Source organism: Oscillibacter sp. MSJ-31, from assembly GCF_018918025.1.
Lineage (GTDB): Bacteria > Bacillota > Clostridia > Oscillospirales > Oscillospiraceae > Hominicoprocola.
The window spans coordinates 15,072-40,424 of the sequence record NZ_JAHLPT010000013.1 but is presented as its reverse complement, the minus strand read 5'-3'; the positions used below and the strand labels follow the sequence as shown (position 1 = coordinate 40,424).

Annotated in this window: 21 protein-coding genes; 3 read left to right on the top strand and 18 right to left on the bottom strand. The window is 55.5% G+C overall.

The annotated features are described in order from the left end of the window. Window positions 1-93 precede the first annotated feature (93 nt). Window positions 94-1,395: an ATP-binding protein gene (locus KQI17_RS09485; protein WP_216495918.1), complete on the top strand. Its 1,302-nt coding sequence runs from the start codon at window positions 94-96 to the stop codon at window positions 1,393-1,395. A gap of 494 nt (window positions 1,396-1,889) precedes the next feature. On the opposite strand, the gene KQI17_RS09480 is transcribed toward KQI17_RS09485, so the two are convergent. The 11 genes from KQI17_RS09480 to KQI17_RS09430 all read right to left on the bottom strand — a co-directional run bounded on the left by KQI17_RS09480 (window position 1,890) and on the right by KQI17_RS09430 (window position 13,578). Continuing rightward, a complete protein-coding gene (locus tag KQI17_RS09480; protein WP_216495917.1) occupies window positions 1,890-3,062 on the bottom strand; it encodes an isochorismatase family protein in 1,173 nt (390 codons plus the stop codon). 97 nt (window positions 3,063-3,159) lie between these two features. Then, window positions 3,160-5,064, bottom strand: coding sequence for a TRAP transporter fused permease subunit (locus KQI17_RS09475; RefSeq protein WP_216495916.1), 1,905 nt, complete (start codon window positions 5,062-5,064; stop codon window positions 3,160-3,162). A gap of 100 nt (window positions 5,065-5,164) precedes the next feature. Beyond that, window positions 5,165-6,187 carry a TAXI family TRAP transporter solute-binding subunit gene (locus KQI17_RS09470; RefSeq protein ID WP_216495915.1) on the bottom strand — a complete coding sequence of 341 codons (1,023 nt, stop codon included), beginning with the start codon at window positions 6,185-6,187 and terminating at the stop codon, window positions 5,165-5,167. Window positions 6,188-6,244: 57 nt separating this feature from the next. Further along, window positions 6,245-7,108: an oxaloacetate decarboxylase gene (locus KQI17_RS09465; protein ID WP_216495914.1), complete on the bottom strand. Its 864-nt coding sequence runs from the start codon at window positions 7,106-7,108 to the stop codon at window positions 6,245-6,247. A 4-nt stretch (window positions 7,109-7,112) separates the two neighbouring features. Then, on the bottom strand, window positions 7,113-7,616 hold the full coding sequence (gene leuD, locus KQI17_RS09460) for a 3-isopropylmalate dehydratase small subunit (protein WP_216495913.1): 504 nt from the start codon (window positions 7,614-7,616) through the stop codon (window positions 7,113-7,115). Next, window positions 7,613-8,884, bottom strand: a complete 1,272-nt coding sequence (locus KQI17_RS09455) for a 3-isopropylmalate dehydratase large subunit (RefSeq protein WP_216495912.1) — start codon at window positions 8,882-8,884, stop codon at window positions 7,613-7,615. Before KQI17_RS09455 ends, leuD begins: the two co-directional genes overlap by 4 nt. 3 nt (window positions 8,885-8,887) lie before the next feature. After that, a complete protein-coding gene (locus tag KQI17_RS09450; protein ID WP_216495911.1) occupies window positions 8,888-9,790 on the bottom strand; it encodes an isocitrate lyase/PEP mutase family protein in 903 nt (300 codons plus the stop codon). A 54-nt stretch (window positions 9,791-9,844) separates the two neighbouring features. After that, on the bottom strand, window positions 9,845-10,327 hold the full coding sequence (locus KQI17_RS09445; protein WP_216495910.1) for a 3-isopropylmalate dehydratase small subunit: 483 nt from the start codon (window positions 10,325-10,327) through the stop codon (window positions 9,845-9,847). Beyond that, the gene (locus tag KQI17_RS09440) at window positions 10,324-11,547 is read right to left on the bottom strand and encodes a 3-isopropylmalate dehydratase large subunit (RefSeq protein ID WP_216495909.1); all 1,224 of its coding nucleotides are present in this window, start codon (window positions 11,545-11,547) and stop codon (window positions 10,324-10,326) included. Before KQI17_RS09440 ends, KQI17_RS09445 begins: the two co-directional genes overlap by 4 nt. Before the next feature lie 86 nt (window positions 11,548-11,633). Then, window positions 11,634-12,410 (bottom strand): IclR family transcriptional regulator, encoded by a 777-nt coding sequence (locus KQI17_RS13895; protein ID WP_216495908.1) that lies wholly within the window; start codon window positions 12,408-12,410, stop codon window positions 11,634-11,636. Window positions 12,411-12,708: 298 nt separating this feature from the next. Next, entirely contained in the window at window positions 12,709-13,578 is an 870-nt protein-coding gene (locus KQI17_RS09430) for a M20/M25/M40 family metallo-hydrolase (RefSeq protein WP_216495907.1), read from the bottom strand. Between the two features lie 586 nt (window positions 13,579-14,164). On the opposite strand from KQI17_RS09430, the gene rpoN reads away from it, so the two are divergent. Then, a complete protein-coding gene (gene rpoN, locus KQI17_RS09425) occupies window positions 14,165-15,517 on the top strand; it encodes an RNA polymerase factor sigma-54 (RefSeq protein WP_216495906.1) in 1,353 nt (450 codons plus the stop codon). 20 nt (window positions 15,518-15,537) lie between these two features. On the opposite strand, the gene KQI17_RS09420 is transcribed toward rpoN, so the two are convergent. The 7 genes from KQI17_RS09420 to KQI17_RS09390 all read right to left on the bottom strand — a co-directional run bounded on the left by KQI17_RS09420 (window position 15,538) and on the right by KQI17_RS09390 (window position 22,977). Continuing rightward, the gene (locus tag KQI17_RS09420; RefSeq protein ID WP_216495905.1) at window positions 15,538-16,887 is read right to left on the bottom strand and encodes an MATE family efflux transporter; all 1,350 of its coding nucleotides are present in this window, start codon (window positions 16,885-16,887) and stop codon (window positions 15,538-15,540) included. Between the two features lie 145 nt (window positions 16,888-17,032). Then, window positions 17,033-17,758: an RraA family protein gene (locus tag KQI17_RS09415; protein ID WP_216495904.1), complete on the bottom strand. Its 726-nt coding sequence runs from the start codon at window positions 17,756-17,758 to the stop codon at window positions 17,033-17,035. Between the two features lie 24 nt (window positions 17,759-17,782). Then, window positions 17,783-18,874 (bottom strand): lactonase family protein, encoded by a 1,092-nt coding sequence (locus tag KQI17_RS09410; RefSeq protein WP_216495903.1) that lies wholly within the window; start codon window positions 18,872-18,874, stop codon window positions 17,783-17,785. A 5-nt stretch (window positions 18,875-18,879) separates the two neighbouring features. Further along, window positions 18,880-20,385, bottom strand: coding sequence for a tripartite tricarboxylate transporter permease (locus KQI17_RS09405; RefSeq protein ID WP_216495902.1), 1,506 nt, complete (start codon window positions 20,383-20,385; stop codon window positions 18,880-18,882). A 19-nt stretch (window positions 20,386-20,404) separates the two neighbouring features. Beyond that, on the bottom strand, window positions 20,405-20,887 hold the full coding sequence (locus KQI17_RS09400) for a tripartite tricarboxylate transporter TctB family protein (RefSeq protein ID WP_216495901.1): 483 nt from the start codon (window positions 20,885-20,887) through the stop codon (window positions 20,405-20,407). Between the two features lie 39 nt (window positions 20,888-20,926). Next, window positions 20,927-21,904: a tripartite tricarboxylate transporter substrate binding protein gene (locus KQI17_RS09395; RefSeq protein WP_216495900.1), complete on the bottom strand. Its 978-nt coding sequence runs from the start codon at window positions 21,902-21,904 to the stop codon at window positions 20,927-20,929. Between the two features lie 107 nt (window positions 21,905-22,011). Next, window positions 22,012-22,977: a 2-hydroxyacid dehydrogenase gene (locus KQI17_RS09390; protein ID WP_216495899.1), complete on the bottom strand. Its 966-nt coding sequence runs from the start codon at window positions 22,975-22,977 to the stop codon at window positions 22,012-22,014. A gap of 260 nt (window positions 22,978-23,237) precedes the next feature. Here KQI17_RS09390 and KQI17_RS09385 point away from each other — a divergent pair, with 260 nt between their 5' ends. Continuing rightward, complete coding sequence (locus KQI17_RS09385) at window positions 23,238-25,148, top strand: sigma 54-interacting transcriptional regulator (protein WP_216495898.1); 1,911 nt, start codon at window positions 23,238-23,240, stop codon at window positions 25,146-25,148. Window positions 25,149-25,353 lie beyond the last annotated feature (205 nt).

Genomic DNA, 25,353 nt, shown 5'->3' with positions numbered 1-25,353 from the left:
AAGGGGTTGATTAATCCGCTCTGTTTATGTATAGTATTCATTGAAATGTAACATGATAATATCGGGTAAATCTTCAACAGAAGGGGTAGAGCTATGGAAATCAAACGAGATCGCTATTTGAAAAAAATCATCTCCTTTATGTGGGACGGTCAGGTAAAGGTGATCACCGGTATTCGCAGGTGCGGCAAGTCCTATCTGCTTCGCAAGCTGTTCAAGAGCTACCTTCTTGGCGAGGGCGTTGCAGAAGACCACATCCTGTCCTTTGAGTTGGACTTGACCCATGATATTCGCTATCGCAATCCGTTGGAGATTGCCTCTCACGTCCGTGAGATCGTAGAACACAGCGCAGACCAGTATTATCTCTTTGTAGACGAGATCCAGATGTCGGATGAAGTTCCGAATCCCTACAATCCGGACGGAAAGAAGATCACCTTCTACGACGCGCTTAACGATTTGAATGCCTTGTCCAACTTGGACATTTATGTGACCGGCAGCAACTCCAAAATGCTGTCCTCGGATATATTGACCGAGTTTAGAGGGCGCAGCGATGAGATCCGTGTGCATCCGCTTTCCTTTGCCGAATACTACTCGGCTGTCGGTGGTGATAAGCAGGACGCTTTTGATGAGTTTGCTTTCTACGGCGGTATGCCGCTGATCCTTTCCCGTCCCACAGACGCTGCAAAGATGGCATATCTGAAATCGCTGTTTTCTGAGGTCTATCTGAAGGACATTGTAGAGCGGAAGAAGATCAAGCGTGAGGATGTACTGTCCGCTATTCTTGATCTGCTGTGTTCGTCTATCGGGTCTCTGACCAATCCGACGAAGGTTGCAACCACCATCAACACCGTGCAGAAGCGCAGCGGTGAGAATGTCGTTGCCCTGAACACCGTGAAAGCCTATATGGATCACTTATCGGATTCCTTCCTCTTCACCGAATGCAAACGCTGGGATGTCAAGGGCAAGAGCTATTTTGACTATCCCAACAAATACTACTGTGAGGATATCGGGTTGAGAAATGCCCGCATCGGCTTCCGCCAGCAGGAGATGACGCACATCATGGAGAACATCATTTTCAATGAACTGATGATCCGTGAATGCTCCGTTGACATCGGCATCGTCTATGGCAATGAGAAAAATGCCAAAGGAAGGATCACGCCGGTCGCGCGGGAGATCGACTTCATTGCGACCTCCGGTGGTAAGAAGACCTACATTCAATCCGCCTACGCATTGGGGACCGAGGAAAAGGCAATCACCGAAAACAAGCCCTTCGCGCTGACCGGCGATTCTTTTCCGAAGATTATCGTGCGTCATGACATTCGCAAGCGTTGGTATGATGACAACGGTATTCTCAATATCGGCGTCATCGACTTCTTGCTGGATGACATGCTTGTCTGAGCCCGCACATAGCAAAACTGCCTACCGTGATTGACTCATGGCAGGCAGTTTTTTGAAAGAATAAAATAGATTGCATCGACAGGAGATAACTGCAAAGATGTATCCATTCCTAGTAATATCGGATTCGTTCAGCTCCACATCTTCAATAAAAAGGGAAGCGCGTGAGCTTCCTGATTATTTGAGATGCGGAATTGAACAAAATCAAATTTTTGTTCAAAAGAGGGGAGCGGAGAAATAAACCGCACATCAGCTAGCTCTTTTCGATAACGGCTGGGATGTAAATAACGATGAAAAGGCTGATGCAGCGGTTCGTCTCGGCAAAGCCGGACTCACAGGTATTCCTGCGTCAGCACACCGTGTTGACGCAGTGGCGTGGACAGACCGTCGGCGGTGTGACCGAGGGCGTCGGTAGCGGGCAGCTCGTTCTGGACTCTGTGAAAGAAAAAGGTGGTGCATCTACGGATACACCACCTTACTTATTCTATCCCAATGTGTTACTGTTCTACACGCTGCCAGGCTGCCATCACATCCTGCGCGTTCCAGAGCTTGAAGCGATGATCGATGAGCCGAAGCGCCGGCTGCTGAACATTGGCCACAGAGGTCTCCATGCCGTCCGCAACCGGAATAACGGTAAAGCCGTTCTGCTCCGCGCCCATCATGGTGCCGAGCACGCAGCCTTCCGTCTGCGTACCCGTGACGACAAGGTGCGTGATCGCGTTGGCATGGAGAATCTTTTCCATCCAGGTATCATGGAATCCGTTCGAGCGCAGCTTCGGAACAACGACGTCCGCATACGCGAGCGGAAGCGCGTCGATGTATTCCTGGCCGACTGAACCCTCGAGCGCATAGGAGGCCTTCTTCCCGTCGCGCGTTTTGAAAGCAAGGCTCGCTCCGTTGTCGGCGCGGTCATTATGCGGCGTGAACTGGCTGAAATAGAGCACCAGAACGCCGTTCCGGTGCGCGTCGTCGACCAGCGCGCGGATGACGGGGATGATCTTCTGCACGGCGCTGACATCTCTCGTTTTGGCGTATTCGCCATCCGGATCGCAGAAGTCCTTCTGCATATCGACGACGACCAACGCGGTGTGCTCAGGATCCAGATGCCCTTTCCTCACCGGTGCAGCAGCAATGCGGCAGACGCGTGGTGCGCATGACCAAAGCGCTGCGAGTGTCGGTGTGTCAATCATGCGATAGCGCTTTTGGAGCAGGGTCAGCGCGCACGCGCCGGTCTCCTCTCCCTCGCTCGCCGCCGTGTCCGGCACGAAGCAGGCATAATAGTCGTGATACTGCGCTTCACATACAGATGTATACAGACTTGTCTCTGTCGTCCCGCCACAGAGTACCACCGACTCAATTCGATTTTCCTGAAGCAGTGCGTGCAGGCAGTTCCCAAAAAAGCAGCTGCTGCTGACGCGTGGAATGCGGACATCCCCTTCTCCCATGAGCAGCAAAGCATCATTGGTCGCGCTCACCGCCGCCTCGCCGAAGCGATGCAGAGGCCGGTATTCGGTAAAAATGACCGGCACGCCGCACGAGCGCGCCGCGCGGACGAGTTGCGGGATGCGCGTGCGGTACGCCTCCCCTGTCCCGTCCAGCACCACCAGCGCGGTATGCTCCGGCGAGAGCACATCGGCGGTCTCCCGCCGGATCGTTCGTTTCTCTGGCATGACAGCTCCTCCCTTTTCTCAGCTTTTCGATTTGAGAAACAGGCTCACGGCCTTGCAGAGAGTCCGTGAGCCTGCCGTTTCTTTTTGATTGCTTTGTTTACGTGTTCTCTTTGACCGCAGCCAGCTTCTTCGCGCGTGGACCGCAAACAAAGAGCTGCGCGGCCAGACTGACGATGCCGATGCCGTAACCGATGTAGTCCGTCATCGCGGACGGCATGACCAGCAGGATGCCGCACACGGCAAGGGGGACTCTGAGGTACCACGGCGCATCACCGCGCAGATAGCCCATGCCGGCAACCGACAGGCACAGGATACCGAACGTGGACGAGATCGCAACGCGGATGATCTCAGGCACTGTGCCGATAAGGAGAAGCGCCGGATTGGTGAGGTAAACAAACGGGATTACGAACGCGCCGACGCTGATGAGCAGCGCATACATGGCGGTCTTGACCCACTTGGCCTTGGCCAACGCCGAGGCAATGAACACCGTCGCACAGACCGGCGGCGTGAGACCGGCGAAGATGGAGTAATAGAAGATGAAGAAGTGCGCGCCGAGAGGAGCAACGCCCAAACGAATCAGCGCGGGAGCCATGACGGAGGCACCGAGCAGATAGGCTGCAACTGTTGGAAGGCCCATACCGAGAACCATCGTTGCGAACATGGCGAACACACCGGCAAGAAAGATGCTTTCACCGCCGAGGGCGATGACCATGTTGGTGAACTTGACGCTCACACCGGTCATGGAGATCATGTTGAGCAGGATCTGCGCGCATGCAATCAACGCCATAACCGAGAGCATGTCCTTTGCGCCGCCCTCGAGTGCATCGCCCATCACGCGGAAGATGTCCTTGCCGGTCTTGAGGTGTGTGACCACATAGAACACCACGCCGACGACAATGGCATAAGCCGCGCAGGTCACGGCTGTGTAGCCACAGACGAAGAAGAACAGCAGAACGCCGACCGGCAGGAAGATGGGAAGCGACTGGCGGGGCGCGAGGACTTCCTTCCAGGTCTTGATCTCATCCTCGGGAACGCCGCGCAGATTCTCCTTGCGACCCTTGAGGTCGACCGAAAGCAGGATGCCAAAATAGAATAGGAACGAGGGGATCAGCGCAGACTTAGCAATGTCGAGATAGTCCATCATCAGCATTTCTGCCATGATGAACGCGCCCGCACCCATGACTGGCGGCATGATTTGGCCACCAGAGGAGGCGGAGGCCTCAACTGCTGCGGCAAACTCGGGCTCATAGCCCAACCGCTTCATCAGCGGGATGGTAAACGCACCAGTCGAGGCGACGTTCGACGCCGCGTTGCCGGAGATCGTGCCGAACAGGCCGCTGGCCACGGTGGCGAGCTTTGCTGCGCCACCGTAGGTCTTGCCGACCATGCAACCTGCCAAGTCGAGGAACGCCTGTCCGCCGCCAGTAGCGAAGAGCAGTGCGCCGAAGATGACAAAGGTCGCGATCATGGTCGAGGAAATGCCGGTCACCGTACCGAAAATGCCGCGGTCGGTGAAGTAGAGATTATCAAGAAGATAGGTGAGCTTGATGCCATTGTGTTTCCAAATGCCGGGGAAATAGGGCCCTGTGAGGGCGTAGACAAGAAACACCATGACAAGGCCGGGAATCACCCATCCGATCAGTCGAATCGTACAGACAAAGATAACGATGACAAACGCAATGGCGATCGCGTATTCGATCGGTGTCGGGAGGAAGTTGGGCCGGACAATGCGGGTGTAATTGGTGATCATGTAGATTGGCGTGATGCCGGACATGATAATCAGAACACAGTCAATGATCTGGACAAGCTTTTTGCCCGGATTCTTTTTGATGTGCAGCAACAGGACCAAGATTAAACCGAAGCCGACATGGATCGGGCGCTGGAGCAGGCTCTGGAGGCTGCCGAAAAAGGCGGTGTAGAGGTGGAAGGCGGCGTAGATGACCGCATAGTAGCGGATGAAATAATCAAGCCGCGTTTTCTTTGCTTGAACATTTTCTCCCATATTTGCTTTTCCTTTCGTGGCTCATCGGATCGCGCCGTCCGGCGCGCCGCGGCTTCCCGCGGCGCGCACCGGCACGGGCGCATGGTTTATCCGGAAAATTTTACTTGCACTCAGGGGGAATCAGGCTGGGATCGTAGGAGATGCCCTGCTCGTCGAGGTACTTGATGACGCCGGCGTGGAGATAACCCTTGGCGTTCTGCGCGGTCAGCTCGGCAAGGTTCTGACCGTTGATGGCGGAGTAGGACTGACCCATGTAATCAACGTTTTCGCACAGTGCGGCGAAAATGTCGTGCACAGTGTCGGCGTCCATATCAGCAGAGACCTGGAAGCCGAAGAAGAAGGCGATGGAGGTGATGTCCTCCTGATCGTAGATGGAGCCGTCCATGGTGGCAAAGCTGTAGTAGGGAATGGCCTCGAGGACCTTGGCCTGCTCCTCCTCGGTGAAGCTGAGGATGTGCATGTCAACGCTCGTCTCGATATCGGCGATGTTGCTGTCCTTGACGATGGTGGAGGCGCTGCGCTGGAAGCCGTCGATGCGGCGGTCCTTGAGGAAGGAAACGGCGTCAGCGTTGCTGCACGGGACCCAGTCCGGGGTGATGCCGAGGATGTTCTCGATCACGTCGTAGGACACGCGCTCAGAGTTGGAGCCCATCGCGCCGGGGTTAAAGGCGCGGCCCTGCAGGTCGCTGAAGCACTTGATGCCGCTGTCCTCGGTGACGGCGAAGAGGTACATGATGGGGTTGGTCAGGGCAAGGATGCGGGGCTTGGTGTACTGCATGCCCTCGAAGTTGCCGACGCCGTTCTGCGCGGCGTAGGTATCCGGATCGGAAGCGTTTCCCAAAGAGGCCTGACCGGCTTCGAGCGCCTTGAAGTTATCGGAGGTGCCGCCGCTCTCAATGATGGTCACATGCACGCTGGGGACATTCTGGTTGATGACTTCGGCCGCCGCAACGGCAAGGGGATAGTAGGTGGAGGAGGTGTTGCAGGCGGACCAGTAGACCTCCTGCGCCTGAACCTTTTCGGGCTGATCTTCTGTGGGGCCCTCCACCGGCGCCTTTTCGCCACAGGCGGTCATGCTCAGTACCATGAGCATGGCAAGGAACAGTGATAACGCTTTCTTCATGTTGATTCTCCTTCTCAATCATATTTTTTCAGGCATACCCATGCCAAGGAAAACTATTTACCGGTATTTCTGCTCGGTTTTGTACCAATCCTCGCTGTGAAACAGGGGCCAGAGATCCTTGTGCGGGATTATGCGGTCCCACATGGCCTCTGTGGTGCCGTGCTCCCTGAGCTCGCCGAGCAGGTCTAGGCACGATTTAGTGATGATGCGTGTGAGCATGTTGGGATAGATCGCGGCGCGGATGCCGAGCATATTAAGCTGTTCGCGCGAGAGAAAGGGCGAACGTCCACCCTCAACGTTGTTGAACAGCACAGGGCCCTTGATCTCGGTGGCGATTCGTGTAATCTGCTCCATCGTCTCGGGGCTTTCGACAAAGATAATGTCTGCACCGAAATCCAAATAGGCGTTCGCGCGGCGGATCGCCTCATCGATGCCGTAATCAGTGATTGCGTCCGTGCGAGCAACAATGACCATGCCGTCAGGTGCCTTCCGCGTATCGCGAATAGCCTGGATGCGGTAGCCCATCTCATCCGCCGGTACGATCCGACGTCCGAGCTCGTGGCCGCATTTCTTTGGCATGACCTGATCCTCGATCTGCACAGCCGCTACATCGAGGTTTTCGAAGTCCCGAATCAGGCGAATGATGTTCAGCGGCCCGCCGAAGCCGGTATCAATGTCTACGATGAGCGGCAGGTCGATCGCCTGCGAGATGTTCTGCACGACATTTCGCAGCTCAGCATAGCTGACCGTGTTCACGTCGGGGTGTCCGAGCGTTGTGAGGGAAATGCCCGATCCGGTGAGGTACGCGGCCTGAAAGCCCGCGTGCCGGATCATGTGCGCCGTGATGCAGTCATAGCAGCCCGGGACCAGAAGCGTCTCCGGCTCGGCGAGCAGACGGCGCAGCGTTTGTTGTTTTGTCATGGCCTTACTTCTCCCCTTCCCTTTCCCGCAGGCGCTGGATGGTGTAGGGGATCAGTCCGCCAGCCTCGACCAGCCCCTGCACATAGGCGGGATAGGGCTGGAAGCGGTACTCCCCGTGTACGCTACGGATGATGCAGCGCTCGGTGTCGACGGAGATGCTTTCCCCTTCCTGCGCGATTTGATCCGCCTCTGAGCAGACAAGAATCAGCAGACCCTCGTTGAGCGCGTTGCGGTAAAAAATTCTTGCAAAGCCCTTGGCGATCACGGCGGCCACGCCGCGCTCCTTGAGACATTTGGCGGCCTGCTCGCGGGAGGAACCGCAGCCCCAATTCTTCCCAGCAATGATGATGTCGCCCGGTTTTGCCTCTTGGTTGAAGGCGGAATCTGCGTCCTCAAGCGCGTACTTTCCCATCGCTTCGTCGCTCATCGGCTCGTAGGTATAGCGCCCGGGAAAGATCACGTCCGTGTTGACGTCGTCTCCGAATTTCCAAACTCTTCCAGCGATCATATCCGCGCCTCCTTTGCCCATTCGGTCGGATCACTCAGTGCTCCGTTGAGCGCGGTGCAGGCCGCGGTCAGGGGGCTTGCGAGATAGATGAAGCTCTCACGGTTGCCCATGCGGCCCTTGAAGTTGCGGTTCGCTGTGGAAACGCAGACCTCTCCGTCGGCCAGAATACCGCCCATCACGCCCGCGCACGGACCGCAGCCCGGATGGCTGATGACGCAGCCGGCGTCCATCAGCTCGGCAAGGATACCATCGTCCAGCGCTTTGCGGTATATTTCGCACGAGGCAGGAACGATGATCGTGCGGACGGCGACATGCCTGCCGCGCAGGACCTGAGCCGCCAGCCGGAGATCCTCGAGGCGTCCGTTGGTGCACGCGCCGATAAAGACCTGATCGACCGGCATGCCAATATGCTCGCGCACCGTCGCGTAGTTATCGACCGTATGGGGACAGGCAAGGCCGGGAACGATGTCCTCGAGCTGATAAACAAACTCTCTGCAGTAAACGGCATCTTCGTCCGCCCAAAGAACCTCCCAGTCCTCCTTTTTCGCCCGTGCACGTGCATGGACGAGCACTTCCTCGCTGGGCTTGAACACGGCGTTTTTCGCGCCCATTTCAATTCCCATGTTGCACAGCGTCATCCGCTCGGCAAGGCACAGCCGGTCGGCGGCGTCGCCGTGGAACTCGACGGACTTATAATCCGCACCGTCAGCACGGAGGTCGCCGACGATCCTGAGGATCAGGTCCTTGGCGGACACACCGGGCCGGAAGCTGCCCTTAAGAACGATTTTGATGGTCTCTGGGACACGCAGCCAGATGTCTCCCACCGCCCAAACCGACGCCATTTCGCTCCGCCCGATGCCGACGGCAAACGCACCGGCTGCGCCGGAGGTGCAGGTATGGCTGTCTGTTCCGAGGACGATGCATCCGGGAAGCGCATAGCCCTCCTGTACCATGATCTGGTGGCACACGCCGCCGCAGGAGTTGAGGTCGTAATAGTGCGTGATCCCCTGCTCATGGGTGAAGTCCCGGACGGTTTTCTGTGAGTTGGCGTTGCCCGCTGTTGCAGCGGGAACCGTGTGATCCATGACGAGAACAATTCGCGAGGGATCAAACACGGAGGGAACGCCGAATTTGCGGAAAGTCTTGACAACAGCCGCGCCGTTTTCGTGACTGACGCAGAAGTCGGGGCGCACAATGACGATCTCGCCGGCGCTCACCTCATGCCCGGCAGCGCGGCCAAGCACCTTTTCGGCAAATGTCTTTCCCATGTCTTATGCCTTTTCGCTGTAGCGTGCGTTCATTTCCTCTGACGCGAGGAACCGCTTCTCCAGCTCCTTGATCTCCGGCAGGCCGACGAGGTCAGTGAACTCCGCGAACTTGAAGATCTCATCGTCCATGGAGGCAACGTCGTCGTTGACCACGGCGGTGTAAGCTTTGCGCAGAGCGAAGGATGCGGCAAAGAGCGGCATAACCGGCACGCTCACGCGGGCCGCGCCCCACTCTTCAAGCGTCTTGATAGGGATGCTGGGCGTCTTGGAGCCCTTGGCGTAGATCATATTGATGCTTACCGGCGCGTCGATGGACTGGATGACGCGCTTGACATCGTCCGGATCAGTGGGCGCCTCGACAAAGATCAGGTCGGCGCCGGCCTTGGCAAAGGCATTGCCGCGGCGGATCGCCTCATCCACGCCGGCGACGGCAATGGCGTCCGTGCGGGCGTTGATGACAAAGTCCTTGTCCTTGCGCGCGGTGGCCGCCGCCTCGATCTTTTTCACGGCCTCCTCGAATGGGATGATCTGTTTGCCACCCATGTGACCGCAGCGCTTCGGGAAAAACTGATCCTCAAGATTGATGCCCGCCGCGCCCGCCGCTTCAAATTCCTGTACGGCGTAGTAGAGATTGATCGCGTTGCCGAAGCCCGTGTCGCCGTCGGCCATGACGGGGATGCTGACGGCGTTGCAGATGTTGCGCGTAAGCTCGACCATCTGCGTCTTGGTCAGGATGCCGACGTCCGGCTTTCCCAGATAGCTGCCCGCGAGGCCGTAGCCGGTCACCTGAACGGCCTTCACGCCGCACTGCTCGGCGATCTTCGCGCTGACGCAGTCGTAGACGCCGGGCATGACCAGAACATCTTTTGCCTGAATGTACTGCTTTAATAATGTGGTACGGTTCACTTCGTTTCCCTCCTGTGCGATGATTGATAAAAATATGCGGATGCCAATTTCAGATCAGAGCGTAAAGTCGCCCTTTTCCTTTAAAAACTCCACCAGACCGCCGCTGTGCAGGATGCTCTGCATGATGGGCGAGAGCGCCTGACATTTGATCTCCCGCTCCCCGTTGACGGTGACGATGCCGCGGTCCATGTCGATGCGGATCTCGTCGCTCTCGCGGATGGAGGAAGTATCGCAGATTAGCGCCGGGATGCCGACGTTGATGGCGTTGCGGTAAAAAATGCGGGCAAAGGACTTGGCGAGGATTGCGCTGATACCGGAATACTTCAGAGCCAGCGGCGCCTGCTCGCGCGAGGAGCCACAGCCGAAGTTGCAGCCCGCGACCAGCACGTCGCCGGGCCGGACCTTCTCGCGGAAGCGCGGGTCAAGGTCCTCCATGCAGTGGTCGGCAAGGTCCTGAAAGTTCAGCGTTTTGGTGTACTTGCCCGCGATGACCAGATCGGTGTTGATGCTGTCGCCGTAAACGAGTGCCTTGCTCATCGTGCCATGACCTCCCTCGGATCAGTGATGACGCCTGCGAGCGCGGAGACCGCGGCGGTCGCCGGCGACGCCAAATAGATATTTGCCTTGTTGTTGCCCATGCGGCCCTTGAAGTTGCGGTTGGTCGTGGAGAGAACGTTCTCCCCATCGGCTGGAACGCCGCCGAGCGTGCCGACACAGAGACTGCACCCCGGCGTGACGATCGTTGCGCCTGCGTCGATAAATGTGTCCAGATAGCCCAGCGCGGCGGCCTGCTTAAGGATCAGATTCGAGGCCGGGCAAACCATCAGACGCACGCCCGGCGCGGCATGCCTCCCTTTTAAAATTTCAGCAGCCACGGCCAGATCGCTCAGCCGTCCGTTGGTGCAGCTGCCGATGTAGGCCACCTCGATCTTCGTGCCGGCTGCCTCCACCACGGTTTTGACGTTGTCGACCGTGTGCGGACAGGAAATCATCGGAACGATCTCTTCCGCGCGGTAACACAGCACACGGTTATAGCGCGCGTCTGCGTCCGGGATCAGGCTCGGGTCGGTTAAGGCGGAGACAAATACGCCGTTCTTTCCGCCCATCTCAATCGTCATGTTGCACACCGTCGTCGCCTCTTCCTGCGTGAAGCGGGCGAAGCCGTCGCCGGCAAATTCCACGGACTGGTAGGTTACGCCATCGCTGGTCAGGTCGCCGATGATCTTCAAAATGGCATCCTTGGCGTACACGCCGTGTCTCAGCGCACCGGTGAGCTCGATGCGCGTCGTCTCAGGGACGCGCAGCCATGTCTTTCCGGTCAGCATGGCCGCGCCGAGGTCGGTCGAGCCGACGCCCGTGGAGAAGGCACCGACCGCGCCGTAGGAGCAGGTGTGGGAGTCGCCGCCGAGTACGAGGTCGCCCTCGCGCACAATGCGGTTTTCCAGCATGACCTGATGGCACACGCCGCAGTTCTGGTCGAAGAACACGCTCCCCTGCTCACGGCAGAAAGTGCGGATGAGGTCGTGCAGCCCCGCGATACGCTCATTCGGGCATGGCGTCGCGTGGTCAAGGACAAAAACCGTGCTGCCCTTTTTGGCAAGGCGCTTGCCGCCCATGTTCTCAAAGGCGCGGATGGCAATCGGCCCAGTAGTGTCGCTCGCCATCATTACGTCCACATCGACGATCACGCAGTCCCCCGCATGGACCTCCTGATGCGCCTTGCGCGCGATCAGCTTTTCAGCAAATGTGTATCCCATATTCCCTCCTGTTCCGTATAATGGAACGGCGTTTCAAAAATTTGACATCAAGAAAGCTTCCGTTCTGCGGAAGCATTTCTGATTTATCAGGAACGATAGCCCAGCTTGGACGAGATATTTCCGGCAGCCTTTGTCAGGCACGCGCGGTACTGCTGGACGTTTTTCTCCGTGAAGAGATAGACGGGGCCGGAAACAGTGATCGTCGCGACCACCCGGCCTGTATAGTCGACGAGTGGAACGGACACCATTGCTGTGAGCGCGTCGCGCTCGCCCCGCGTGGCGGAGTATCCAGCGGAACGGATCTCGTCCAACTCGCGCTCAAGCGTGTCCCTGTCCATGACCGTGTTTTCTGTGTACCGCTCCAGCTTTACCGTGTGGAAATACATCTCCCGGAATGCGGGTTCGGCATAGGCCAGCAGCAGCTTGCCCGCGCCGCAGTAGAGCGGATACTTCGCGCCAAGGAACGAAAAGCGGCGGACATATTCCGTCCCTTCCACCTGCGCGATGCACCGCCGTTCCATGCCGTCGCGGATGTACAGGTTGCAGGTTTGGCCGGTCTGCTTCGTGACCCACTCCATGTCCGCGCGCGCCACACGCGGCAGTGAGTTGCCTGCCTGCGCTACGCTTCCCATACGGATAAATTCATACCCTAACCGGTATTTTGCCTGCTGTGTGTCGAGCACGACCAAATTCCGCTGTTCAAGTGTGGAGAGAATACGGTAAGCCGTTGTTTTTGGCAGATCAGCCGCCAGTGCAACCTCGGAGAGAGAAAGCTCCTGCTTTTCGGCGGTAAAGGTCTGAAGAATGTCAATTGTCCGCTCGACCACCCGAACGGAGTCCTTTCGTTTTGCGTCTGTTTGCACGACTGTCTCCCTTACATTCCATAGAACGGAATTTTATTCTGTATAATGGAATTATAATAAGATATTTTGGAAAAAGTCAAGAGTATTTTCCCGGTCTATGCTAAATTCGACAAAAAAGATAATATTCCAAAATGCTATTGTGCAATATAATGGGAGTGCGTTTCACCATGTGGATTATCCGGCCCTTCCATGTTTCGGATTTGACCAAAAAACGGCCAGCAGCTTTTGAGCTGCTGGCCAAGAAAGTTTTATGCTTCACTATACTCCTATACGTTTATCGTACTACTGCATCGACCAGTCATCTTGCAAGCTCATACATGGCAGCGGCGGTGATTCGCACATGCTTTTTGAGCTTTTCAAGCTCCATATACTCATTTGCACGGTGGATCAGCGGCGGTTCTCCGGGCCAATTCGGCCCAAACGCCACTACATTTGGCATTTCTTTTGCATAGGTCCCTCCGCTGATCGTGCGGGTATACGCTTTTTCGCCGGTCATTCCTTCAAATGCCGCAGAGAGCTTTTGCACAAGCACGCTGTCGGACGGGACATAGAGTGGAGCCTTTATCTTTGCCTCCGCCTCCTCAAACCCGTTTTCTGTCATCAGGCTGCATAGCTGGGCATGAATCGTTTCAACATTTGCCGTAACTGGTGTGCGGATATTCAGATGTATACTCAGCACGCCGTTGTCCAGCGAAATCATGCCAAGGTTGACTGTTAGCTCGCCGGGAATATCATCATGATGACAAAGGCCAAGCGCCTCGCCATACACCTCTAAGCCAAATTTTTCGGCGAGGAAAGCAATCGCGTCCTTCTGTTCCCCCGCGAGAGGCAAAGTACTAAGCAGCAAAAGCAGGCGACCGATCGCATTTTCCCCACCCTGCGGGCGCGCGGCGTGTGCACTTACGCCGTCTGCATGAATGTGCAAACAGCCATCGTCAGAAGAGAATGTGAGCTTATCTTCGGCATAATCCGGCATATTCTCCGCGTCGCATGAAAACGCGACGAAAGTATCGGCCGTGTCTGGCACAACATTTGACCCCTTCCCTCCGATAAGGGAAATTATGCGGCACTCCCCCGCTGATGCAAAGGGCCTTTTGAACAACAGAGTGAGCGACCCTTTTTCCCCATTGATAATATTTCCTTGTGTAAAGTCGATTCGCTGTCTCATCTCTCACCCTTCAGTAATCCATTTATATAGGTCCAATATAGCACATTATTTTCGTACCAGACAAATACATAATCAGCGGAAGCCTTCAATTTCCGGCTTCCGCTGATGTTTTTTATTCTGCTGGTATCGGCGTCGCGGCAGCCGCTCAGCTCTTGTAAGCCTCCGCGTACGGCTCGTCGAGAAGCGCGATCCCCTTGCCGTCCATGCGCTTTTGCGTGCTGACATGTTCATGTTTCAGTATCGTCCGGCTTTGGCTCTGAGACCAATTGTGGAGAGAATGCGTACTTGTCTAACGATAACGATATGCTTCGCTACCGGTATTGAGAATGGCATCAAGATCGTTCATCTTGCAGACTTTTTGCTTGCAGAAGTGTGGTAGCTTAGTTTGCGTTGACCATGGGTGAGACCGATCATAAAAGGAAAGCAAAATGCTTCTGCCAAACTTTGGCGATGAGGCAGAATGAGTGTTCATTGCATTTTTTTCTATATATAATATAATGTAAAGGGAACCTGATGTAAAGGGAACCTGCGGCTGCTGTCGAGATTCCATTCTCCCATGCCATTCCGTGTCGAAGGGGGACCGGCTATGAAGTTAGAGCAAAGCGTCATACAGACCCAGCGTCTTGCGTTGACACAGGCCATGCGGCAATCCTTGGACTGCCTGCAAATGCCCGCGCTTGAGCTGAACGAATACATACAAGAGCTTGGCCTGTCCAATCCCCTGTTGGAGATACAGCCTCCCTCCTATTTTGAGGTCGAGCTTCCGACCGAAGCGGCTGCGGTGTGGGACAAGCCGTATCATTCGGCGGATTATTCCTCCGCAGCGCAGGGCGGAGAGCGCAAACCGGAGCTCGGAAGTTTATTTGCAAAGGAAAAGACCTTCCGCGATTACCTGCACGATCAAATCGGTCAATCAAAACTGGTGGACAGCGAAATGCGTCCGCTCTGCCTCTATCTGATTGATTGCTTGGATGAGCGAGGTTATCTTGACTGCCCGCTCGAGGAGCTGTCGGCGGAGACCGGGCAGTCTGTCTTTTCACTTGAGCAAGCACTTTATGCCGTGCAGATGCTTGACCCACCCGGCGTCGGTGCACGCAGCCTTTCGGAATGTCTGGCCCTCCAGCTTGTGCAGGGTGCAGACTTCAACCACCTTACTCTTTCCATCGCACAGAACGGACTGGATCTGCTTGGTTCACGTAATTATCCTGCGCTGGCCGCGCGGTTCGGCGTCAGCGTGAGCGAAATAAAGCAGGCAAGCAGGGCGATCCTTGCACTTAACCCGATCCCTGCACGCGGCTTTTCATCCGGGCGGCAGGCCTCTTATGCTGTGCCGGATGCCATTTTCCGCACGGAACATGGCACCCTGACGATCGAGCTGAATGAGCGCATTCTCCCCCGTATCACCATCAATGAAGAATATACGCGAATGCTTCAGGGGGCGGCAGAGCCTGAGGTCGCACAGTACCTCAAGGAGAAGCTCTCCGAAGCGCAAACGCTTGTCAACGGAATTCACACGCGCTGCGATACCTTCCTCCGGCTTATCCGCGAGCTTGCGGAGGCCGAGGAGGATTACTTCTGCCGCGGTGGTATGCTTCGCCCGATTACCATGCAGCAGATCGCCGAGAAAATGCATGTTAATGTCTCTACAGTCAGCCGTGCCGCGCAGAACAAATATATCGAGTTTCAAGGCAAAACCATCCCTGTCCGCAGCCTTTTTACTGCGGCACTCCGCGCAGACGGGGAATTGTCCTCACACAGCGTCAAGCAGCACCTTCGTGTACTCATTCAAGCGGAAGACCCCGATGCGCCGTTGTCCGACGAAGCCATCTGCCGCGCGCTTGCCGCCTCCGGCATAAAGGTCAGCCGCCGTGCGGTCGCAAAATACCGCATTTCCATGGGGATTCCATCCTCCGTAGAACGCAGGCGGCAGATGCAATAAGGAGTCCGCGGAGATGTCAGCTATCTTTCTCCGTCCGGTAGCAGCCTTTTCCGCACGATAATGTAGTAGGCAGAAAGCAGCAGCAGGGTCGCCGCCCACGCCACGGGGTAGCAATAGTATATGTACTCCACCGCCGCACTTTTGCGCATCGTAAATGCAAGAAACACTTGCCGCACGCCAACCATGCCGGTGAGGCTCAGGATCGTCGGCCCCACGCTGTGTCCGCAGCCGCGCAGTACGCCGAGTAAAACCTCTCTGAGCGCCATGATCCAGAACATCGGCGCGAGCACATGCATCATCGCCACGCCGACGGCAACCACCTCCGGCTCCGCGTTGAACAGAGCCACGCACTGCGGCGCAAAGAAGTAAACGATCCCGCTGAGCGCAAGCGTGCCCCCCAGCGCCACCGCAATGCAGTTCCGCTCGCCCTTTCGGATCCGTTCATAATGGCCTGCACCGAGATTCTGCCCCACGCAGGTCGTCATCGTGATGCCGAACGATTTTGCCGGCAGGATCACAAAGCGGTCCAGCCGCTGCGCAACGCCGATCCCGGCGACCGTTTCCGCGCTGAACCAGTTCATATATCGTGTCACAAAAATGTTGGAAAAGCCGATCAGAGCGCTTTGGATGCCCGCCGCCGCGCCGACGCCCAGCACCTCCGCGACAACGCCTTTTCCGCGATGGAGCATCTCCGCAAGGTCGAAGCAGTTCCCTTGAATACAGCAGTTGATCGCCCGATAGATCAGCACGGCGGAGGTGCCCTGTGAGATCACGGTGGCAAGGCCGACGCCGGCGATTCCCATACGCAGCACACCGGTCAGCAGCAGATCGAGCGCAATATTCATCCCACAGGAGACCAGCAAAATGCGAAACGGAATGTCCGCCCTGCCGAGCGCACGCAGAATGCCTGCCGCATTGTTGTAGATCACGGTGAACATCAGTCCCGCGAGGTAAATGCGCAGATACACCTGCGCCGCATCAAAATAATCCTCCTGCGTGCCCGCAAAGCGGAGTAACTGCGGAACGGTCAGGATACCGAGCACGGAAAGCACGACGCCCAGCACGACGCCGAACGAAAACGCCGCGCGGACTGCAAGCTGCATCCTCGCGCGGTCTCCGCTCCCGCTCGCTTTTGCAACAACGATATTGGCCCCCACAGACATTCCGTTGAAGAAGTTGACCACCATGTTGGCGATCACGCCGCACACCGTCACCGCTGCCAGCGCATATTGATCGACAAAATTCCCGACCACCAGCGCGTCCACGCTGTTGTAGAGATTCTGCAATAGCTCGCCCGTGATGAGCGGGATCGAAAACAGCACGATCGAGCGAAGCATATTTCCTTGTGTAAAGTCGATTCGCTGCTTCATAACTCACCCTTCAGTAATCCATTTATATAGGTTCAATATAGCACATTTTTTTTATACCAGGCAATACATAATCAGCGGAAGCCTTCCTTTTTCCGGCTTCCGCTGATGTTTTTTATTCTGCTGGTATCGGCGTCGCGGCAGCCGCTCAGCTCTTGTAAGTCTCCGTGTACGGCTCGTCGAGAAGCGCGATCCCCTTGCCGTCCATGCGCTTTTGCGTGCTGGCGATATGCTTTTGCGCATAAGCCTGCCAGTCCGCCTTCATAGAGGCAAAGGTCTTGTCCTCTTTTTCCTTTTTCTCCTGCGCGGCTTTTGCAACGGCTTCGGCGTCCTTGGGCCGAATAACAACAATGCCGTCCTTGTCCCCCACTAAAATATCGCCGGGGAACACGACCTGACCGCCGCAGGCGATAGGAACATTTATTTCACCGGGTCCAAACTTAAACGGTCCCTGCGGGGTCACTCCTTTGGCATAAACAGGCATGGTGAGTGTTTCAATGCCGTCGCTGTCGCGCAGGCAGCCATCGACTACGATGCCGGCAAGGCCCTTCATTTGGGCGAAGCGGATCATGATCTCACCCGCGAGCGAGCGGTTGCAGCCACTGCCGCCGTCGACCACGATAATGTCGCCGGGCTGTGCCAGATCAAGCGCCTCGTGGAAAAACAGATTGTCGCCGATCGGCGCTTTGACGGTGATCGCCGTACCAAGCAGCTGCACGGCGCTATCGCGGTTGAGCAGCTTCATGTAGTCATGCATACAAAACAGGCGATTCATTTCGTCATTGATGTTGCTCGAGGGCAGACCGCGGAACTGCTCGACCAGTTCGCGTGACGGACGCTTGACCTCAGTAAAAATTCGATTTCCGATATTCATTGTACTTGATACTTCTCCTTGATTTTAGCCGTTTTCTGAAAACAGAATCCACGTCGGACACGGTACCGGGATCAGCGGAGCGCAGAAGAACAGCATGCCGCTCTCAGCATCCACGTTAAATACCGCCACATTCCCACTTTTTTGGTTGCCGACGTAAAGTGTCGAACCGTCGTCGCTCAGGCAGAAATAGCGCGGAATCTCGCCCTGCGTCTCCTGCCACGCAAGCGGCGTTAATTCGCCCGTAAGCGCGTCGATTGCAAAAACACCGATCGTATTGTCGCCGCGGTTGGAAACATAGAGGAACTTTCCATTCGGATGCACTGCAATTTCCGAGCTTTTGCAATAATTCCCGACATAGGTACTGCGTTCCGCGGAAATGATCTGCCGTTTTGTAAGGCAGCCCTTCTGCGCGTCATAGTCAAATACATAAACCTTGCTGGTAAATTCAGCGACCATGTAAACAGTCCTTCGATTGGGGTGAAATGCCATATGACGCGCGCAGGATGCGGGGCGGATCGCTGTTTCACTCACCTTCTCCAGCTTGCCGCTGTCGATATTCAGACGGTAAACATGCACCAAATCATACCCCTTATCCGGAATAACAAGGAAATTGCCATCCAGATCAAATGGGATGTGATGCGGGCGGGAACATTTTTGCACCTTTGTCAGCGGGCCAAGTTCGCCTTCCAAGGCAACGGTATCGGTAATTTCCTTCAGAGAGCCGTCCTGATTCAGCGCGATCGCATAAATCGTGCCCTTGAAGTCTGCGGCCACCATATACTGGTCGCTCTTATGTACGCAAAAGCAGCAGATCGGCTTACCGAAATCAAGCTGTCGCGCCATTTTTGTCATCAGGCCGCTTTTCTTGTCTACCGCATAGGCCACCAGTCCAGAAACAGGCTCGGGTGACGCGCTGTGCGCAACATAAATGACCTCTTTGTTTCGACCAAATCCGATGAACGCGGGATTCGGCTCCTGAACGCATTGGATCTCGTCCCACATGTCGCCGTTTTCGGAAATTTTGTAAACATGAACTCCGTCCCCCGCAGAGTAACGGTTATAGGCCGCACTCTCTGTGGTATATGACGCGGTGTAAGCGTATTTTGGATTCTTCATTCGCATCAGTCCTCTTCGTCCGCTTCAATTTCCTTGCCGGCGCGCTTCGCTTTGATATGCTTACGGATGACCAGCGTAACCGACAGCACAGACGCCGCCAGCATAACAGCCGAGATCGGACGGGTGATAAACGGTAGCCAACTGCCCTGGCTCTGGCTGAGGGCGCGGATCAAATTGGTCTCGGCCAGCGTGCCGAGAATGTAGGCGATGATAAATGGGGTCGTATTCAGTCCAACCTTTTTGAGCAAATATGTTGCAAGGCCGAACGCAAATACGAGGATCACATCGAAATAGCGGTTGTTGTTGGCATAGGCACCGATCACGCACATGGCGATGATGACGGGATAAAGGATCCACTTGGGAATATCCAGCAGCTTGACAAAGGCTTTGATGCCCGCCGTCTCGATGACGGCAAAGGCGATATTTGCGATGAACACGGCGGCAAAAAGGCCATAGATAAAAACACCGTTGTTTTTGAAAACCAGAGGCCCCGGCGTAATGCCGTGAATGGTGAGGCCGGCCAGCAGCAGGCATGCCGGCGTGCTGCCGGGAATGCCAAGCGTCAGCAGGGGGATCATGGAGCCGCCGACCACGGCATTGTTCGCCGTTTCCGACGCAACAACGCCGTCGATGATACCGGTGCCGAATTTCTCCGGGTATTTGGAGGAATCCTTTGCCATCGTGTAAGACAGCAGTCCCGCTGTGCTGCCTCCGATACCGGGAAGAATGCCGATCACGATGCCGATGACAGCGGAGCGGATGGCGTTCCAGCTCTGATCGATAAATTCCTTCCAAGTGACCGGCATGCCGAGCTTATAGCTCTTTTTCTCGCCGACGCCCTTGTTCACATCGCCAAAGGCGTTGGAAATGATCGCGCCGATGGCGTAGATGCCAATTAAGATTGGTACGGTGTCGATGCCGGAGAGGAGATTGTGATTGCCAAAGGTGAATCGGACTTGCCCCAGCGGGGACATTCCCACCATAGCGACCAGAAAGCCCAGCACACCGCTGATCAATCCGTCAATAATGGATTTTCCCGCAAGGCTCGCAATAACGGTGAGCGAGAAAACCGCGATCGCAAAATACTCAAACGGCGTAAACTTCAGGGCAAAGGACGCCAGCGCCTTTGCGCCGATCACCAGCGCGACCGTGCTGATCACACCACCGATAAACGAATACAGGATGCCGATGCCAAGCGCTCTGCCCGCTTCTCCGTTTCGGGCCATCGGCCCGCCGTCAAACACCGTTGCGATCGACGCCGGAGTTCCCGGGATCTCCAGCAGAATGGCCGAAATCAGGCCACCCGATGTACTTCCCACATACAGTGCGATGAGCAGTGAAATGCCCTCGACCGGCTCAAGCGCAAAGGACATCGGCAGACACAGCACCATCGCCATCGGTGCCGACAGGCCCGGAATGGCGCCGAAAATCAGCCCGATTACGGTACCAAGAGCAATCAACGCCCAGCAGGACGGAGAGGTCACTACTGACATAATACCTTCCATCATCATTGTGTTCTCTCCCCCTTTCTTACCAGATCAGAATGTTTTTGAGCGGACCAAGCGGCAGCATCAGGCTGAACGCCACCGCAAAGATCAAATAGGTTGCCGCCGTTGCCAGGAGTGCAATCAGAACAACCAGGCCCCACCGTTTTCTCCCCGGACAGAACAGCGCCATCTGCCCTACCAGATAAAGGAAGGTAACGATCACGAAGCCGAGCGTCTTGAACAGCACGCAGTACAGACCGATCAGAATGATCGTTCCCATGCCGGTGAGCATTTTCTTCTTGTCGATTTTAACCTCTATCGGCGTCGGGTCATCCTTGAGAGAATAGATGAGCTTCAAAACGCTTAGCACAAGCAGGCAGACGAAGAGCAGCTTCGGCATATACATCGAGCCGATTTCTCCTTCATATGCAAGCGTGTTGGCCTTGCAATAAAGATACCCTGCGATCGAGAGCAGTATCAGCACCACAGCGGTACTGCAGTTCTTAATTCGTTTACTAATTTTCATGATTCACTCCTGACAGCGGTTCTGCAGAAAATCCGAGGTTTACTGCGCAAGATAGTCCTGTGCCTTCTGGAAGTATTCTTCCTCATAGGCGACGCAGGCATCCCCTGTTTGGAACTCCACCGTAGCATTGTAAACGGCGATCTCTGCCTGATAATCAGCGTCTTCGCAGACCTGGGCAAGCGCATCTGCCAGCTTGTCGATAATCGCCTGATCCGTTCCGGCCTTGGCGCGCAGCATAAACATATAGTCCTCAGAGTGATCGTAGCCCTGCGTGATCCAGCTGTAAACGCCCTGCTCTGTCAAAACGGGAACATCCTCAGAGCCGTAGTTGCCAAGGGGAACAATCGTGCCTTCGGCAATGTAATCCTTATACTGCGCAAAGTTGCCGGTGAGCAGATCATACTGGCCGCCAAGGAAGCCGGCGAGCTTTTCCGCCGAGGAGCTGGGGCCTTCGACCCAGCGGAACTGGATCCCGCCGAGAGCCTTTTCCATCAGCGCAACATTCATGCCGGAGGAGCCGCCTGTCGCAGCAATGGTGCTGACCTCACCCGGGTGCGCCTTACAGTATTCGGCAAGCTCGGCGAGCGTGGAATAAGGGGCGTCCGCGTGGCAGTATAGACCGTAGGTGCGGTCAACCAGCGGGCTGCCGACCGCGATAAAATCAGTCAGGTAGTCAAAGGGGACCGTACCGGCCGCCTGATTGAAGAGGACAGACTGGTGACCGAAGAGGAAGCAGTAGCCGTCGGCATCCTGATCGAGCACGGAAAGCGCACCGGTCGTGCCGCTCGCGCCGGCCGTATTTACAACGACGATGGACTGGCCGAGGACCTTTTCCAGATACTTTGCGGTTGCACGGGCATAGTAGTCCGTATCGCCGCCGGCATTATAGGGAACGACAAATTGAATGCTCTTTTTCGGCCAGTCAGTCGTCTGCGTCTGCTCGGTGTCGTTCTGCTTCGGATTGTCCTGCGGCTCATTCGTCTCCTTCTGACCGCAGGCCACCAGCGCCAATGTCATAGCAAGTGCTAGGAATAGTGCAACCAATTTTTTCATTTTCATCTTTCTCCATTCGTTTTCTTTATTTTAGCTCCAACGGAGCAGGAAATGCAATGATCGTTATTTCGTTAACAGAGATATTCCCGGTTCGCAACCGAGAGCAGCGGTTCGCCCTTGAGAAAACGGACGGCATTTGCCGCCATGCGCGGCACCATCTCCTGGGCAAGATCGTTGGATGTTCCGCCGACATGAGGCATCAATGTGATCTTATCGTTATGAAGCATGGGGTCGTCGGCATGGAGCTTGTCCTTTTCGTTGACCAGACAATCGAGTCCGGCGCCCATAAGCCGGTCGTGGTCAAGTGCGTCGAGAAGGTCCGGCTCATTGATAAGTCCCCCGCGCGCCGCGTTGATCAGCACGGCCGTCGGCTTCATCAGATCGAGCTCGCGCTTGCTGATAAAATTTTTGGTGCTCTCAAGCAGCGGAATGTGCAGTGTAACGATGTCAGAGGTGCGGAGCAGCTCGTCGAGCGGTACGAATGTCATGTGATGGGCGGCTTCCTCCTCCGGACTCAGACGCGCAACATCGTAATAAATCGTTTCTGCATCAAAGGCCTGCACCTTCTTTGCCACCAAACGGCCGATATGTCCGCTTCCGACGATGCCGATCGTCTTGCCGCGCAGGCAGTAGGTACGCTCCACCAAGTCGCTCTTGCTCCAAATGCCGGCCTTGAGCTTTGCGTTGTGATACAGCAGGTTGCGGTAAACTGCCAGCATCAGCAGGATCGTCAGCTCGGAAACCGCATAGGAATTCGCGCCGGGGACATTGCAAACAGGGATTCCCATCTCCCCTGCCGCCTGCACATCAACTGCGTTCAGGCCGGAGCCCCACTTCTGAATGAACTTCAGCTTGGGATTCTGTTCGATAAATTCTCTTGTTACCTCAAAGCCCCGCGTGATCAGGACTTCAATATCCGTGCGCTTCTTCAATGCTTCAAGGTCGGTCACGATCTCAGCGCTGTACTCGGCAGGGATCTCTTTTAGAAACAGTTCTGTTGCACCGGGAGGAAACGATCCTCCTACAACAATTTTCATGGATAAATTCACCTCTGTAAAAATTTTGCGCGCGCCGCTGCTCTTATTCAAGCAAATAGTGTGCCAACTTTTTACCTTCCTCTGTTTTTCTGTTCTGCACAAAAATACGCAGTCATTTTTGTGCCAATCTTTCCACTTCTTCCGCTTGCTGTTCCGATTTGCTGTGGTTCCTCAATCGGACATTACATTTCATTTCATATCAATGTTGCAATATAATGTAATATCTGTTATAATAAAACAGGTAAGGGGGCGATTTCCAAATGCCGAATAACAAGATCGCAATTATTTCCGTGTCACAGACCCTGACGCAGGCTGTCAATACTGTCCTGCAGCAGGGCGGCAAGTCCTATCCGGTCTATGAAGCAACGCTTGACCAGGCGGTCAGCATTGCAGAGCGGTGTATGGAAAACGGCATAGAGGTTTTTGTGAGCCGCGGCCGTACAGCGACCTACTTGCGCGAGCATCTGCCGACTACTGTGGTGGATATCGGATCCTCCTACTTCTCCTATGCAAACGCGATCAACGATCTGCGCCGCCGCGGCATTTACAGGATCGCCGTTTTGGGGTTTTCCGATCAATTTCATCATGTTGCAGAGAGGTATAAGGATATTTTCGGTCCAAATGTGGTATTTCGCAGTTTTCAATGGCGCGGGAAGACCGACGAGACGCTGCAGGAGGAATTTGCCGAAGCGCTGCGCGGGATGAAAGCGGAGGGCATCAAGGCGGTGATCGGAAACCATTCTATTCGGAGGGTTGCGGATTCGCTTGGCTTTGTAAGCGCCATTCATTATCCGGATACGGACATGATTGAAATGGCGCTGATCGAAGCGGAATATACCGCCCGATCCCTCACGGCCTATGAAGAAAAAAGCCAGACCATTTCCGCGTTTCTCAGCGCCGTTTCCGAAATACTGATCAAGGTCGATGAAAATGGCTGCATCACGGAATTTAATCCGGCCGCTCAGTCATTCTTCCATCTATCTTCCGAGCGCAGCACGACCGTCACCGAGCTGATCCCCTCTGTTAACTGGAATGCCTTTCGGGAGCACCCTGTTGAACTTCACGAGAAGGTTCATCAATACGACGGTCAAAATATCGTCATGGACATCGTGCCTATTTTTATCAGCTCGGTTTTTTCCGGTGCGGTGGTGTCTGCGCAGAAGGTCGCACAAATTCAAAAGCTGGAGCAGAAACTGCGCTCGGCGATCACTCAGAAAGGCCTTGTGGCAAAGCACTCCTTTTCGGATATTATCGGAAACAGCCCCTCGATCCGGACCACGATCGATCGCGCAAAGCGCATTGCATGGGCATCCGGTACCGTTCTCCTTACCGGCGAGACTGGCACCGGTAAGGAGGTGTTTGCCCAAAGCATACACAACGCAAGCCGCCGTGCAAACGGACCTTTTGTTGCAATCAACTGTGCGGCGCTGTCGCCAAGCGTTCTGGAAAGTGAGCTGTTCGGCTATGTCCGCGGCGCGTTTACTGGCGCGCTTTCCGAAGGAAAAACGGGCATCTTTGAGTTGGCACACATGGGAACGATTTTTCTCGATGAGATCGGTGAACTTCCCTTCGACATTCAAGCCAAGCTTCTGCGCGTTGTACAGGAAAAGGAGATCGTTCGCATCGGGGACAACAAGGTCATTCCAGTTGATGTCCGCATCATTGCGGCAACAAACCGCGATTTGCAGGAGGAGGTGGATAAGCACCGTTTCCGTAGCGACCTGTATTACCGCCTGAGCGTCCTTACCCTTCACCTTCCTCCCCTTACGCAGCGGCCGGAGGACATACCGCTGCTGATGCAGCGTTTTCTGTCACAGGAGTCTCCGAATAAAACACTGACCCCCGCCGCGGTCGGGCTTTTGAAGAAAATGCCATGGCCCGGCAATATCCGCCAGCTGCGAAATGAAGCGGAGCGGTTAGCCGTCTTTTCCGACACAGATGTTATAGATGCCTCTGACATCGCGTTTTCCGGGGACCGTTCTTTTCCGAATCCTGCCGAGCCGCCCCGGTCTCAGGCGGACATGGCAATGCGGGAAAGGATCCTCTCCGCCCTTTCAAGCGCCAAAGGCAGCCATGCAGCGGCAGCCGAACAGCTTGGGATCAGCACGGTAACGCTGTGGCGGTGGATCAAGCGTGTGCGCGAAACCGATCCGGAGTTTTTGAAGAAGTAAGCGCAAACATTTGTCAACGCTGGTTTCCGGGCTATACGCCGCAGGAGGAAACCATGCATTTTTCTGCGGCGAGCAATATCAAGACCGTGCAGCGGCGTGTCTGGAAGGACTATTGGGGGCGTCGGCGGGCATGTGCATCACATCCTTTGCAAAAAATATAGCCGGGAGGTTTCAATCTGAAACCTGACCGGCTATGTAGGGGATA